The 13,189-nt window shown below is 67.2% G+C and carries 12 protein-coding genes; 7 read left to right on the forward strand and 5 right to left on the reverse strand.

Features of this window, described 5'->3' with window-relative positions; translation table 11 throughout:
• Positions 1 to 43: 43 nt before the first annotated feature.
• A complete protein-coding gene (locus ABZ827_RS28120) occupies positions 44 to 1,012 on the reverse strand; it encodes a helix-turn-helix domain-containing protein (RefSeq protein ID WP_357242917.1) in 969 nt (322 codons plus the stop codon).
• 148 nt (positions 1,013 to 1,160) lie between these two features.
• On the opposite strand from ABZ827_RS28120, the gene ABZ827_RS28125 reads away from it, so the two are divergent.
• From ABZ827_RS28125 to ABZ827_RS28135, 3 genes are all read left to right on the forward strand, one after another.
• Entirely contained in the window at positions 1,161 to 1,799 is a 639-nt protein-coding gene (locus ABZ827_RS28125) for an isochorismatase family protein (RefSeq protein ID WP_357242920.1), read from the forward strand.
• A 167-nt stretch (positions 1,800 to 1,966) separates the two neighbouring features.
• Positions 1,967 to 2,299, forward strand: a complete 333-nt coding sequence (locus ABZ827_RS28130; protein WP_357242923.1) for a carboxymuconolactone decarboxylase family protein — start codon at positions 1,967 to 1,969, stop codon at positions 2,297 to 2,299.
• Between the two features lie 37 nt (positions 2,300 to 2,336).
• Entirely contained in the window at positions 2,337 to 2,663 is a 327-nt protein-coding gene (locus tag ABZ827_RS28135; RefSeq protein WP_357242982.1) for an LLM class flavin-dependent oxidoreductase, read from the forward strand.
• 62 nt (positions 2,664 to 2,725) lie between these two features.
• Here the strand turns inward: ABZ827_RS28135 and ABZ827_RS28140 are convergent, their stop codons facing one another.
• Positions 2,726 to 3,592 (reverse strand): alpha/beta fold hydrolase, encoded by an 867-nt coding sequence (locus ABZ827_RS28140; RefSeq protein ID WP_357242926.1) that lies wholly within the window; start codon positions 3,590 to 3,592, stop codon positions 2,726 to 2,728.
• 183 nt (positions 3,593 to 3,775) lie between these two features.
• Here ABZ827_RS28140 and ABZ827_RS28145 point away from each other — a divergent pair, with 183 nt between their 5' ends.
• A complete protein-coding gene (locus ABZ827_RS28145) occupies positions 3,776 to 4,408 on the forward strand; it encodes a TetR/AcrR family transcriptional regulator (protein ID WP_357242929.1) in 633 nt (210 codons plus the stop codon).
• A 478-nt stretch (positions 4,409 to 4,886) separates the two neighbouring features.
• Here ABZ827_RS28145 and ABZ827_RS28150 read toward each other — a convergent pair whose 3' ends face one another.
• Positions 4,887 to 5,804, reverse strand: a complete 918-nt coding sequence (locus ABZ827_RS28150; RefSeq protein ID WP_357242932.1) for a zinc-binding dehydrogenase — start codon at positions 5,802 to 5,804, stop codon at positions 4,887 to 4,889.
• Between the two features lie 124 nt (positions 5,805 to 5,928).
• Positions 5,929 to 9,318, reverse strand: coding sequence for a BTAD domain-containing putative transcriptional regulator (locus ABZ827_RS28155; protein WP_357242935.1), 3,390 nt, complete (start codon positions 9,316 to 9,318; stop codon positions 5,929 to 5,931).
• A 118-nt stretch (positions 9,319 to 9,436) separates the two neighbouring features.
• Here ABZ827_RS28155 and ABZ827_RS28160 point away from each other — a divergent pair, with 118 nt between their 5' ends.
• The 3 genes from ABZ827_RS28160 to ABZ827_RS28170 are packed head-to-tail and all read left to right on the forward strand — an operon-like array spanning position 9,437 to position 10,871.
• Positions 9,437 to 10,078 (forward strand): hemerythrin domain-containing protein, encoded by a 642-nt coding sequence (locus ABZ827_RS28160; RefSeq protein WP_357242938.1) that lies wholly within the window; start codon positions 9,437 to 9,439, stop codon positions 10,076 to 10,078.
• Positions 10,079 to 10,124: 46 nt separating this feature from the next.
• Entirely contained in the window at positions 10,125 to 10,502 is a 378-nt protein-coding gene (locus ABZ827_RS28165; RefSeq protein ID WP_357242941.1) for a DUF4267 domain-containing protein, read from the forward strand.
• Positions 10,503 to 10,550: 48 nt separating this feature from the next.
• The gene (locus ABZ827_RS28170) at positions 10,551 to 10,871 is read left to right on the forward strand and encodes an NIPSNAP domain-containing protein (RefSeq protein WP_357242944.1); all 321 of its coding nucleotides are present in this window, start codon (positions 10,551 to 10,553) and stop codon (positions 10,869 to 10,871) included.
• Positions 10,872 to 11,825: 954 nt separating this feature from the next.
• Here ABZ827_RS28170 and ABZ827_RS28175 read toward each other — a convergent pair.
• A complete protein-coding gene (locus ABZ827_RS28175) occupies positions 11,826 to 13,001 on the reverse strand; it encodes a Fic/DOC family N-terminal domain-containing protein (RefSeq protein WP_357242947.1) in 1,176 nt (391 codons plus the stop codon).
• Positions 13,002 to 13,189 lie beyond the last annotated feature (188 nt).

The following is a 13,189-nucleotide window of genomic DNA, read 5'->3' on the forward strand; positions in this document are numbered from 1 at the left end:
GCGGTTGCCACAGAAGCCTTTGCCAATTTCGCCGCATGGGCGCTCAGCGCACTGTCCTCGTCGGCGGCTGCTCGGCGAAACGCCTCCGGTAGCCAGTTGGGGTCGTCCCGTAGGCAGCGACGAAATTCTGGCGGAGGGTGACGGCGCTGCCGAAGCCGCATGCGGTGGCAATGGCGTCCATATGCCAGTCGGTGGTTTCGAGCAGGGTGCGTGCTTCGTCCAGGCGCCGTTCCAGGATCCAGCGTCCGGGTGTCGTTCCGGTGGCGTCGCGGAAGCGGCGCACAAAGTTGCGCCTGCTCATCCGGGCCTTGTCGGCCAGCCGATCTACGCCGAGCGGCTGGTCGAGCCGGCCCAGTGCCCAGTCGAGCACCGGGCCGAGGGCGTCGTCGCTGGCGGGGCGGGTCAGTGGTCGTTCGATGTACTGTGCCTGGCCGCCCTCGCGATGTGGGGCCACGACGAGGCTGCGCGCCACCCGGTTGGCCGCGGTGGCGCCGAGATGTTTGCGCACCAGGTGCAGGCAGGCATCGATCGCCGAGGCAGTGCCGGCGGAGGTCAGTACGTCACCGTGGTCGATGTAGAGCACCGAGGCGTCGACCTTGGATTCGGGGCGCCGCTGTGCCAGCAGTGGCATGAGCTCCCAATGGGTGACCGCTGCCCGGCCGTCCAGCAAACCCGCGTCGGCGATGGGAAACGCCCCCAGGCACATGCCCGCGATCATCGCCCCGCGTTCGTGCGCGCCGCACAAGGTCTCGCGCAGCGTGGCCCCGATAGGAGCGGGTGGCACGGTCCAGGACGGGATGACCACGATATCGGCCTGCTCCGCGATCTCCGGTCCGCCGACCTCGCCGAGCGTGTAGCCCTCGGCGGTGCGGAGCGGTTCCCCGTGTTCGGTCCACAGCCGTGCTTCCCAGTCGGACGCCAGACCCAGTCGGCTCACCTCGCCGAACACCATCAGCGGTGCAGCGAGATGGAACATCGTGACGTTATCGAACGCGTAGACGGCGATCCGCATCGGTCCTTACCTCTCTCGCCCTGGATTTTGGCCCGATCCCATCGTAAGTATGCCTTCGTGCCACTCGCGCGTTCCCGCGCAGTCCGCAGAATTGCAGGTACCGCCCGATCGGCGGGCCAGTTCCCGATCTCGCAGGAGACGAAGTTTCATGACCGCAGCACGCCGTGCCCTCGTAGTTGTCGACGTCCAGCAGGAATATTTCGCCGGACCACTGCAGATCCAGTTCCCGCCCATCGAGGGGTCTTTCGCCAATATCCTCGCGGCGATCGACGCGGCCAACGCCAACGACGTTCCGGTGGTGGTCGTTCAGCACCGCATGCCCGAGGGCGCCCCGGTGTTCGTCGAGGGCTCGGCGGGCTGGGCCCTGCACCCGGAGGTCGAGCAGCGGCTCGACGCCGGCACCAAGCGCCTGCACAAGGTCTACGGCAGCGTATTCGCTGGAACCGGCCTGGCGGAGTGGTTGCGTGAGCGCACCATCGATACCGTGACGATAGTCGGGTACATGGCCAACAATTGCGATCTCGCCTCCGTCGTGGAAGCCGAGGGGCTCGGCTTCGCCGCAGAGGTCCTGTCCGACGCCACCGGCGCGATCGACCTCGCCAACGAAGCAGGCCGGGTGTCCGCCGAGAACCTGCACTCCACCCTGATGGTGCTGCTGCAGTCGAACTGGGCGGCCATCGCAAAAACGAGCGAGTGGATCGAGGTTCTGCGTTCCGCTGAACCGCTGCACAAGAGCAATCTGGTTGTCTCGGCGCTGGAGGGGCGCGCAGCCGCCGCGAGCGCCTGAGCGCGGCTTCCTGCACTCTGCGCCGCCAGCGGCCCGGCGCGGCAGCAGAGAGGGCGAAAACACCGGCCACGAACTCTGTCTGCGACCGTGACACCAGCGGAAACACTGCGGCGCGGAGGATGCAGCGAAGCTGCGCCCTTCGGCTTCCGATAGAGAGGAACAGATTGATGCACTCGCACAACGAAGAGGCCGAGTTCATGGCCGATCTCAAAGAGGCTGCACCGGAAATGGTCTCGGCATTCTTCGGTTTCGACAAAGCCGTGTTCAGCCAGAAATCTGACGGCCTCGCGCTGGCGACTCGCGAACTCATCGCTGTCGGCGTCGCCGTAACCACCCAGTGCCCGTACTGCATCGAGGACCACGCGAAGCGCGCGGTGGCGGCCGGAGCCTCGCAGGCAGATGTTGCCGAGGCGGTGATGGTTGCCGCGGCTCTGCGGGCAGGCGGCGGCGTAACCCATGGCTGGAAGGCCATGAAAGCTATCGCTGGAAACAACGACTAGAGGGGGCCGGGTAGCAGACCACGCGGCGTAGCCCGATCTGCGCGGCAAGATGCTCGATGACCTGCTGGCGTTCCTGCACGCGTGGTGGACGACCACTCCGGTGTCCTGGGACAGTGAGTTCCTCTCCTTGCCGCCGGTGTACGCCGACCTCCGCCCGGTCCGGACAGGCGGACCGCCGATCTGGATCGGCGGCGCCGGCGAAGCCGCGATGCGCCGGGTCATCCGACCATGGTGTGCGGCCGGACTTCCCGACGTCCGGAACTTCGCTGGATCGTCCGGGGGTGCGGATAAAACGATGCCGGCCGTCGGCAGGAGTTCCGTGACGATGCTGTCCGGGTCGCCCGTAACCGTGAGGACGGAGTGACGCTGGACAGGTCGCGGTGTGTGACGCCCTTTCGGTGCTGTTCGGGGTTCGCTGTCGCGGTATCAGGCCGGCGCGTCCTTTCGCCGGAGGTGTTCGAGGACGAGGCTGCGGACAGGTTCGACGTCGGCCAGGAGACCGTGCCCCGCACCGGGGAGAATCACCGTGTGCGCCCCGGCACGCCGCGCGACTTCCGCGGCCGCCTCCGAATCGTGCACCTGGCTCGCCCCGGCCAAGGCGACGAGGGTCGGGACCGGCAGTTGCGTCAGCTCGGCCGGCAGGTGGGGATGAATGATCGGCGAGGCCGGGAAGTGCGCGGCTCCGTGAGCGAGCAGGTCGAAGTAGGCCTCCAGATGCGCCGGCCCGCTGCCGAGGGCGCCCGGTGCCAGCACGGCGCGGGCCTCCTCGAAAGTGGGGTGTGGGTTGCGGTTGCGGCCCAACTCCTCGAACTCGGGGCTGAGCCCGGCGAAGACCAGCGGCGGATCGAGCAGGACCAGGCGCCGCACCCGTTCGGGATGGGCGAGCGCGAACCGGAACGCGAGGTGCCCGCCCAGGGACTGGCCGCACAGGTCCGCGGTGGGTAGCTCGAGCAGATCGAAAGTTTCCGCCAGCCAGTCCACGAGATCGTCCATGCTGGTCAAAGCAGCGCCGGTGTGTCGACTGTGGCCCGGCTCGCCCATGGTGTCCACGGCCCGCACGTGATGCTCCTCGGCCAGCGAACCGACTACCGGGTACCACATTCCGGACGTGCCACTGTATCCGTGGAGCAGGACCAGCGACGGCGCTCCGGTCGGGCCTGCTGACGTGACTCGTGTCGTTCCGTACCGACCCTCGAGGTCTACCGTCTCGGCCTGTGCCGGCCAATATGCCATCACCGCGTCGTAGGCCGCGAAATATGCTGTCTCCAGCTCAGCGGCGGCGAATGTGGTCATCGCGCACTCCTCAACTCGAATCGGCTGCGCTCGCCCGGGAAGGGAAGGCATGCCGCGCGGGTCGGCCTCCGCCCGGCTCGACCGGTAGCGGTCCTCGGTGAGTGCTTCGACGTTCCTCGGCCGGAGGGTCATTACTCACCCTTTTTTCAAGTCAACTGTATTGTGTCAGATGTATGGAAACAAATGAAAGGGGTTCTCGTGCCGAAACAGGTCGACCACCGAGAACGCCGCGAAACCATCGCACGCGCACTGTGGCGAGTAGTGGAACAACAAGGCTGGACCCGGGCGACGATGCGTGAGGTCGCCCGCGAGGCGGACGTCTCCCTCGGACAGGTCCAGCACTATTTCACCTCCCGGACAGCGATGCTCGTATTCGCGATGGAGTTCGCTTCCGAACAGACCTCGCAGCGCGTCACCCGAAGCCTCGACCGACTCGGCTCACCTCCGCACCCCCGAGACGCACTGCGCGTGACCCTCATGGAAATGCTCCCCCTGCACCCGGACGCCCGCGCCACCAGCCGCATGAGTGCCGCCTACACACTCGAGGCACTGCACGACCCAGAATTGCACGACCGCGCCCGCCTCGGACTCCGGAACGGCAGAGCGCTGACCGAACGCCTGATCAGGCAAGCAATCGCCGAAGGCCGCATCGCGCCGGATCGCGATCCGGTCATAGAGACGAACCTCCTGCTTGCGCTGACCGGCCTCACCCCGCTTCTCGACCTCGGCGTCATCGATCCCGACGCCGCGTCGGCCGCCATTGATTACTACCTCGACAGACTTTTCGACGGCACATCGCAACGTCCCGGCCAGTGAGGCGGGGACTGCCGAGGGGGAGCAGTCGGTGAGCTTGCAGGTCCGGTGGAGGCATCGGGTTCAGTGCAGGCTTGTGCCCTCGGCAGGAAACACAAAACATGGGCAATCGGAAAACACCTGGTCATCGTGTGTGTGTATCGGCTATGAGTGGCTGCGGCCAGGATCGCGACCGTGTTGTCGTGGGTGTCGTGCACGGTGGTGGGCGACCGCGGCAGCGGCGTGCCGACCCCGGCCCAGCCGTTACCCGTCTCTTCCGCTTGGGCGTCGGCCGGGTGATCGAGGCGCGTCTGCACCGAGTCGATCTACTCGGTATGTGGATGCCGCCGATTCCGATCCGCCCGCTCACTCCGCTGGAAGAGGCCGCCGGCCATCCGGGCACAACCGCTGCGTCTCGGAGGTGATCGTTGGCGTGGGGGCTGAGCTGTGCTTCCACGTACTCCCCGGTCATCCTTCCCGACCTCCGCTGTGGCCGCTTCGGTCAGGGCTCGAGCACGTAGCGACCGCGCGTCCCGCCCTCGGCCATGGCCCGGTGGGCGTCCGCGGCCCGGGCCAACGGCATGACGGCATGCACGCGAGTCGGCAACCGGCTGGACGCCGCGTGGGCCAGCAGCTGCTCCAGTCGGGGACCGTCCGACTGTGCCATCAGTGTGTTCACTGTGATCCTTCGCTCGGCCGCGGGCACGATATTGGGCCGGACGCCGACGAAGGTGCCGCCGTCGCGGACCGGGGTCAGGCCCCACACCTGCCGGGGTGTGGTATCGACGACCGCGTCCCAGCCGATCCCGGCATTCGTGACGAAGTCGGCGCCGAGACTCCGCACAAACTGTTCGTCCCCGGCTCGGGCCAGGCCGGTCACCCGCCAACCGCGGTCGGGTGCGAGCGCGGCAACGTTGGCCCCGACCGCGCCTGCCGCGCCGGTCACCAGCAGCCGGTTTCCATCGGCGGGCGCGTCGCCGAGCAGATCGATGATCTGCGCCGCACTCAGGCCGCTGAGCGGCACCGTCGATGCCGAGACAAGGTCGAGTCCGTCGGGTACAACGGCGAGATCGGCGGCGGGCACGACGAGTTGTTCGGCGTAGGTGCCGAAGTCGCGGTCGAAACCGAGGACGACACCGGCGACCCGGGTGCCGGTGGCCAGATCTACGCCCGGACCGGCGGCGCGCACGGTGCCGGCGAAGTCCCAGCCCAGGCCGGTGTGCGAAGGCTGGTTGATCATGCCCAGCTCGTGGAAGAACCCGCCCACGACTCCGAGGTCGGTGGGGTTGACCGGCGCGGCCGCGACCGCGACCCGGACTTCACCCGGGCCGGGCTCGGAGAGCGGGATGTCGATGAGCTCGATCGAGTCGGGTCCGCTCGGAGTGCGGACGACGGCGGCCCGGAAAGTGGGTGTGCTCATGTTTCGCTCCTCTATGGGTTCGGTTCCGATGAGCTCGACAATGGTCCCGGGATTTTGGAAGGCACTTGGAGCCGACTTGGAACGCTGTAACCGGTGCGCTGGGACACCCGCCGCCGAACGCGGTTCAGCGTTGCCGCGGGGTCGAAACATGGTTGCCGAGAACATGCGCGGCGTGGGCGCGGGCGTCGGCGGACCAGTGGGGGGCGTGCCACCGGTCGGCGATGGCGGCGGCCCGGGTGAAGTGGGCGACGGCCTCATCGTGGTGGCCGAGGAAGAGGGCGAGTTCGCCGAGCGTGTGGGCGACCGGGCGCAGGGCCAGTGACACGGTCTCCGCGCCCGCCGGGGGCCCGTCTCGGTGTGGGAGCAGGTCCGCGTAGGTCTGCTCGGCGGCGTCGCGGTCGTTCGAGGCGATAATCGCCAGGGCGCGCAGGCTGGTCAGGAAGGTGAAGAAGAAGTCGGGCCGGATGGCGTGTGCTGCGCCGGAGCGGTGGGCCTCGCTGCCGCGGCCGGCCGCATGGAGGGCGAGTGTGAGCAGGTCGGCGACCATGGGGCCGAGTGCCTCGTGGAAGGCACGCACGTCGTCCAGGTGGTCGCCGAGCGTGCCGTCGCCGATCCAGATCGCCGCCCGCGCGAGACGGAGGAAGCCCGCGGCGTGCACCGATCCGGCGCGTTCCATGCGTTCGGTGGCGTCGGCGTAGCGGCGTTCGGCATCGGCGAACCGGCCCTCGATGAGCACCAGCGTCGCCAGTGCGATCTCGGCGGCGCCGATCGCCTCCGGCATCCGGTAGGTGTGGGCGAGGTCGAGCGCTTCTTCGCTGACGCGGCGCATGGTCGTCGGGTCGTTGGCCGCCGCGGCGTTCGCGGCTTGGTCCAGCAGCCCGGTCACGCGGTAGATGGGCAGGTCGTGTTCGACGCCGATCTCCACCAGCTCACGCGAGTACTCCTCCCGTCCGGACGCGCGCGCGAGGACCAGCAGCGCCGCGGCGCGGAGGCGGGGATCGGCCGCGAGGTCGAGGGCTTCTCTCCCCGCCGCGACGACTGTCGGATCGTCCTCGCCCACCAGCTCGTGGGCGTAGGCGATGAGAAGGTGGGACCGCGTGCCGGGGGCGAGGCCGGGCCGTTCGAGCAGGCGGCCGAGGCGTTCGACGATGGGGTGGTCGACCGTGCCGTATGGGCGGGCTTGCCACGGGGTGGGTTCGGTCCAGGCGGTGAACGCGGCGATCATCAGGTCCTCGCGCCCGATCGAGTCGGCGTACTCCACGGCCTGCTCGCGTGTGGCCCTGGCCGCGGCGAAGGATCCGGCCCGGACCTGTGCGCGCAGCAGCCTACCGAGCAGGTCGACGTGTTCGTCCGGGTCGGCGGAGTTGGTGACGGCATCGGTGAGAAGCGCGGCCGCCACGCCGTGGGCATAGCGTGCCTCGGCCAGCTCGGCGGCGCGCACGCAATAGCCGACGGCCTTCGGTGACCCGGCACGCGCGTAGTGATGGGCGAGGGCCGCGATATCGCCCGAACCCTCCAGTGCCGCGGCGATCCGGGCGTGCATCCTCGTGGTCCGTATCCGGCTGACGTCGGTCACCAGCGTGTCCCGGACCAGCGCGTGCACGAACCGGACCCGCCCAGGCCCCGGCTCGTCGAGCAATCCGGCGATGACGCCTGCGTCCAGTGCGTTCAGCACGCCGTCCTCGTCGGTGTCGGCAGCCCGGACGAGCACGTCCACCGAACTCTCCCGTCCGGCCACCGCCGCCAGCCGCAGGACGGAGACATCGCCCTCGGGGAGCCGGGCGAGCCTGCGCCGCAGCACATCCCGGACACCGTCGGGGACCTCGGAGAGCGCGACCAGGGCGCCCTCTCCGTGAAGCAGCCGCGCGCTCTCCCGCACGTAGAAGGGGTTGCCGCCGGTCCGCTCGGCGATCCCGGTCACGGTCGTGTCGTCGGCCGCGCATTCGGCGCGCACGAGCTCGGCGACAGCGTCGGCGGGCAGTCCGGGCAGGTCCAGCCGCAGCGGCGCGGACCGGGCGAGTGATCCGATGGTGTCGGTGAGCCGCTCGCTCTCGTCCCCGCGATACGCCGCGACGATCAGGATCGGGGCCCGCACACCCACGCCACCGCCGAGCAGGTCCAAGGTCGTGCCGTCCGCGCAGTGCAGATCGTCGAGGAGCAGCGCCACGGGACGCGCGCCGGCGGCCAAGGTGAGCCAGTTCCACAGGGCCCGGCGCAGCCGGAACCGCCCGGCCGTCGCGTCGTCGGCACCTGGTGCGGAATCGCTGAGCAGTGGGGCCAGATCGTCGGCCGGCTCGCCGGACGGGCAACTCGCCGCCACCGCCCGCAGGGCCTCGACCCACGCCCACGCGGGCGGAGCGCTGTCCAGGTCGGGACAGCGCCCGGCGGCCACGAGCCATCCGTCCTGTCCGAGCCGTGCGCCGAGGTGCTCCAACAATGTCGACTTGCCGAGTCCGGCCTCCCCGGTGACGAGCACGACGCGAACCCCGTCGGTGGCGGCCTCCTCCGCGGCGGCCATCATCGCCGCGAGTTCGCGATCGCGGCCCACGAATGCGCAGGCGCCGGGCCCGCCGCTCGACGGCTCGATCGATCTCAGCTCTGAGGTTGTCGAGTCCGATTGTGCCCTGGGCATTTTTGTGACATCCCGTACCTGTTCCGCGATGGTGTGCGCCCCGGGGTAGTCGAACTTCGGAGCGCTATCGCCGGGCAGAACTTCGGTGCGCGGGGGTTGCACGGAGGCCGGCGGAACGGCAGCGTGCAGGATATCCGTGCGCTGGGCAAGGATCGCCGCTTCCAGTTCCACCAGATCCGGGCCCGGATCGAGCCCCAGTTCGCCGGCGAACGTCGCGCTCGCGCGGCGCAGCACGGCCAGCGAGTCGGCTCGGCGACCGCTGCCCCACAGCGCGAGGGCGAGCATCCGCCACCCCTCCTCGCGCAGCGGCTCGTCACGGGTGAGGCCCTCCGCCTCGGGAACCACCGCGACGGGGTCACCCAGTCGCAGTCCCGCCGCAACGCGCAGTTCGCGGGCGACCACCCGCAACTCGTCGAGCCGCGCGATCTCGGCCGCCGCCCACGGCTCGTCGGCGAACTCGGCGAACGCCTGCCCTTGCCACAGCGTCAGCGCCGCCCCCAGCCGAGCGTGGGCGGTGCGGGGATCGGCGAGCGTGCGAGTCTCGTCGAGCAACTCCTCGAAACGCCACGCGTCCACCGCGTCCGGCGGCAACCGCAGCGCGTAACCGGGTGCGGCGCTCACCAGCAGCCGGGCCGGGGTGCGCGGAGCTCGTCCGGGTTCCAGCAGCCGGCGCAGGTTGGACACGTACGCCTGCAACGAGGTGCGGGCACGGCCCGGCGGTTCGCCACGCCACAGATCCTCGACCAGGCGATCGACCGACACCACCTGCCCGCGTGCGGCCACCAGCAGGGCCAGCACCCCGCGCTGCCGCGGTCCGCCGAGCGGAACCGGCCCATCGCGGTCCTCGGCCGCGAACGAACCCAATACCCGGATCAAGACCATGACCCGCCGATCGTACGCGCGGCCTGCACCGGTGTTCCAAGTCGTCTCCAAGCGCCTTCCAAAACCTGGAGCTCAGTCTCGGTGCATCGAACCGATGGGACACGAAGGGAACGAGCAGATGAGCATCGACACCCACGACATGGAAGTAGTCCACCGCGGACTCCGCCGTGAATCGCGGCTGCTGATCGAGCTGGTGGCGGCGGTCGCGCCGGGTGACACCGCTCGCGCCGCAGTCATCGCCGACCACTTCCGCCTCTACCGGCTGGGCCTGCAGAATCACCACGAGGGCGAGGACGAGCTGCTGTGGCCGCCGCTGCTGGCCCGCGTGGACCTCGGGACCGACATCGTCCTGCGGATGGAGGCCCAGCACGAGCGCGTAGCCGCCACGCTGACCAGGCTGGACACCGAGGTGCCGAACTGGGAGGCCACCGCCGGAGCCGACGAACGCGACGCTCTCGTGGCGTCGCTCAGCGACCACCGGGCGGTCCTGCTGGAGCACCTCGACGACGAGGAGACCACCCTGCTGCCGCTCGCCGCCGACCACCTCACCGAAGCGGAATGGGCCTCCCTGGGCGGGCACCTGGTGGCGCACACCCCCAAGCTCACACTGCTCACACTCTTCGGCATAGTCCTCGAAGACGCGAACCCGTCCGAACGCGCACGCCTGCTGTCCGGCCTGCCCACCCCGGTTCGCGGCATCTGGCACCTCATCGGCCGCCCCCGCTACGCCCGCCACATCCGCCGTGTCCGCGCGGCCTGAACTCTACCCAACAGCTGAAACAACCTCTACATCCAAGGAATTCATCATGCAGTTGATCATCGCCGGCGCCCTCGCTGCGCTCATCGGGATCGCGGTCGTCGTCATGGGCAGCTCATTCTTCTGGGCACCGCAGGGTGCGGCCGGATTCGGCATCCCGAATCCCCCCATCCAGGACCCCGCCTTCCGCGCGTGGCTGTGCATCAAGGGCATCCGCGACATGGCCACCGGGGCGTGCATACTCGTCCTGCTCGCCGTCGGCCCGCCCGCGCTGCTCGGCGGGCTCATACTCACCCTCGCCCTCATTCCGATCGGAGACGCGACGATGGTGCTCCGCAACAAGGGGCCCAAGTCGGCCGCCTACGGAGTCCACGCCTCCTCTGCGGCCGTGATGATTGCGGTCGCATTACTGCTGCTGACCGCCTGAACCCGCGGTCATGCAACCATTCGCGAAAGAAAACAGGAGAACCGGATCATGAGGATCTATCAGCTCAGGGTCTACACACTGTCGACGGCAACCGCACTGGAACGGTATCGGAACACCCACTATCCCCGGCATCTGGCGAGCTTCCCGAAATTCGGCATCGGCCTACATGGTCTGTGGACCGACGACTCCGATGTGCCGAGACTGTACGCATTGCTGTCGTTCCCCCCGGACTCCGACTCGGCCGCCATCACCGAGCGGTACCTCAGCAGCTCCGAATTACGCTCCGATATGCAGGGTTTCGACACCACCGCCATACTTGACGTGACCACCACCCAACTCATCCCGGCCCCCGGATCACCACTGCTGTAACGGGCGAAGGCTCTTGCTGCACTGCTGAGGTGGCAGGCGGGCCGCTTCGAAGTTGGCTGACCCTGAATTCCGGTGAATTGCCGGTCCAGTTGCCCTTGTTTTGTGTGCCTGGAGGCTCGAACCAGGGCAACCGTTTGACCTGCACATATCCGGTTCTGTTGGTGATTCGCAAGCCATTCGCGTATCGCGAAATCCAGTTGACCTGCGGAAACGCTGTCGCAGGTTGTGCCCTCGGCAGGATTCGAACCTGCGACACCCGCTTTAGGAGAGCGGGAAATGTCCGTTTTGTGGGGAATGGTCAGTGTTGGCATCGTTGGCCGCGATGGCGTGACCTGGGCATTGTTCGTTGGGTTCGTTGGTGGCGGTCGGTCGTAGACAGCGGTGCTGCGGACCAGTTGCGGACCAGCCGAGGTGGATGCCCCGCCACCTTCTTCGGGGATGGGCAGCCCTGGCGGACTTCTGCGGTGGTGGAAGTTATTCACCTCAAAGGGCGAAAGAAGGAGGAATTTGCACCTCTGGGGGCTAGGCTCGCTCCGTGAACAGCGAGGATACTTCGCGAGCCTAGCCCCCGTGTATGACATTTTTCCAGTTGGTCCGTCGTAGTCGGCGGCTCTATGGGGCAGTGTGGGTAGATGCCGGTCGCTGTTTCGTCGCATCGGTGCCACATTGGCCCTGCTGAGTGGTGGTCTGCGCATACAGGGGCTGGCTTCCCCTCAGCCCTACTCCGGTCGGCGCTCTCCCCACATTGCCAGGCACGAGCGCCGTCGCAGAACACGCTCTTTCCACTTCTGGCCTGTGCGCCGTAAACGGTGGGGGTAGTTAGCTGTCGTCAGATCTGTCGTCGAAAGCTCACCGGGCCCAAACTGCGCGCAAGATAACGGCGAGCAATAAAAGGCCGCTTCCGTCATCGACTACGAAAGCTTCCTCCCCTCCTCGCTCATCCAAGAACTACACCTAGCGTGCCTGTGCGATCGCACGCAGAACTTCATTGCAGGCGAATAGTTTTCTTGACCGACCGCCTGGGACCTCGGTAAGTATGCCGTCATCCACGAGATTTCTGACCACGAGGTTCGCGGCTTGATTCGAGACGTTGGTTAGCTGGGCTACGGTCTTTATGTCAATGACCGGGTAGCCGATCAGGTACTCGGCGACCTCGACTGCGGAGCCCTTTCGCTTCAATCGGACACGGGCTACAAGACCGTCGCGAACTTCTAGGAGATTGCGAATCTGCTCCAAGCCTTGCCGGGCCTCGATCTCGACTCCGGTGGCGAAGAAGCTGATCCATGTGTTGAAGTCTCCGGTTACCGTGACATTGAGCAGCTGTTGCTGGTATTCGCTGCGCTGCTTCTCGAAGTACGGGGAGACGTTTAAAGCCGCCCATCTAAGCTCTCCGGCCTGCATCGCCTGGAGGATCGCAACGAGACGTCCTACGCGGCCGTTGCCATCGCCAAACGGGTGCAGTGTCTCAAATTGGTAATGCGCAAGGGCCATGCTGGCCACTAGAGGCATTCGATCGCGGTCCGCGATCCATTGCAACCACGCGGCTACACCTGCGGCTAGTTGATCGCCAGGTGGGCACGGTACAAATCGTGCCTCCTCAATAGGGCGGTATCGAGCACCGATGGCGACTTGATGAGGCCGGATGTCGCCAGCATCGGCAGTGTCGCCGCTGGTGCCCTTCACGATTATCTGCTGCAACTCACCGAGGAAGCTTCGGGTGATCCGACGCTCGGTGATGTTGCGGACCGCGTACTCGGTCGCTTCTACATAGTTGTGAATTTCACGTTGCTCTTCTGACATCTGGCCAACTTCCAGGAAGTCAGCCTCAAGAACCTCTTCGAACGAGGCGTAGGTGCCTTCGAGGGCCGAGGTGCTTCGAGCTTCGCGTCTAATGATCGGCCTAACGATGATCTCCGGGCGAGGCAGCTGCGCTACAGCCTCATCTAGGCGAGCGATTGCTACGCCAGCCTTGGCGCTGGCGTTGATGGCAGCGGGCGAGAGAGACAGGTCGTCGGGAAGGTCGTTAGGTAGATAAGCCCAGTAAGACCACTCCTTCTTTGTCTGAGGATCCAGACCTGATGCTGGGACCAGCCGACCGATGGGAGACTGCTTTAGTGCCTCAACGTCCACGGTTCAAGATTAGCGGGCCAAACTTGAGGGGCTAAGCAGGGGCACAAGCCAGCTTGTAGAGAAGCCCTAGCGCTTCAAGTTTCCGGCCCTTAGCTTGAGGGGCTAAGCAGGGGCACAAGCCAGCTTGTAGAGAAGCCCTAGCGCTTCAAGTTTCCGGCCCTTAGCTTGAGGGGCTAAGCAGGGGCACA

The organism is Nocardia sp. NPDC019395 (genome assembly GCF_040632335.1).
In the GTDB taxonomy this organism is placed as follows: Bacteria; Actinomycetota; Actinomycetes; order Mycobacteriales; family Mycobacteriaceae; genus Nocardia.

Coding starts and splice junctions, on each gene's coding strand:
- ABZ827_RS28120 (WP_357242917.1), bottom strand. CDS start 1,012: ATGCGGATCGCCGTCTACGCGTTCGATAACGTCACGATGTTCCATCTC.
- ABZ827_RS28125 (WP_357242920.1), top strand. CDS start 1,161: ATGACCGCAGCACGCCGTGCCCTCGTAGTTGTCGACGTCCAGCAGGAA.
- ABZ827_RS28130 (WP_357242923.1), top strand. CDS start 1,967: ATGCACTCGCACAACGAAGAGGCCGAGTTCATGGCCGATCTCAAAGAG.
- ABZ827_RS28140 (WP_357242926.1), bottom strand. CDS start 3,592: ATGACCACATTCGCCGCCGCTGAGCTGGAGACAGCATATTTCGCGGCC.
- ABZ827_RS28145 (WP_357242929.1), top strand. CDS start 3,776: ATGAAAGGGGTTCTCGTGCCGAAACAGGTCGACCACCGAGAACGCCGC.
- ABZ827_RS28150 (WP_357242932.1), bottom strand. CDS start 5,804: ATGAGCACACCCACTTTCCGGGCCGCCGTCGTCCGCACTCCGAGCGGA.
- ABZ827_RS28155 (WP_357242935.1), bottom strand. CDS start 9,318: ATGGTCTTGATCCGGGTATTGGGTTCGTTCGCGGCCGAGGACCGCGAT.
- ABZ827_RS28160 (WP_357242938.1), top strand. CDS start 9,437: ATGAGCATCGACACCCACGACATGGAAGTAGTCCACCGCGGACTCCGC.
- ABZ827_RS28165 (WP_357242941.1), top strand. CDS start 10,125: ATGCAGTTGATCATCGCCGGCGCCCTCGCTGCGCTCATCGGGATCGCG.
- ABZ827_RS28170 (WP_357242944.1), top strand. CDS start 10,551: ATGAGGATCTATCAGCTCAGGGTCTACACACTGTCGACGGCAACCGCA.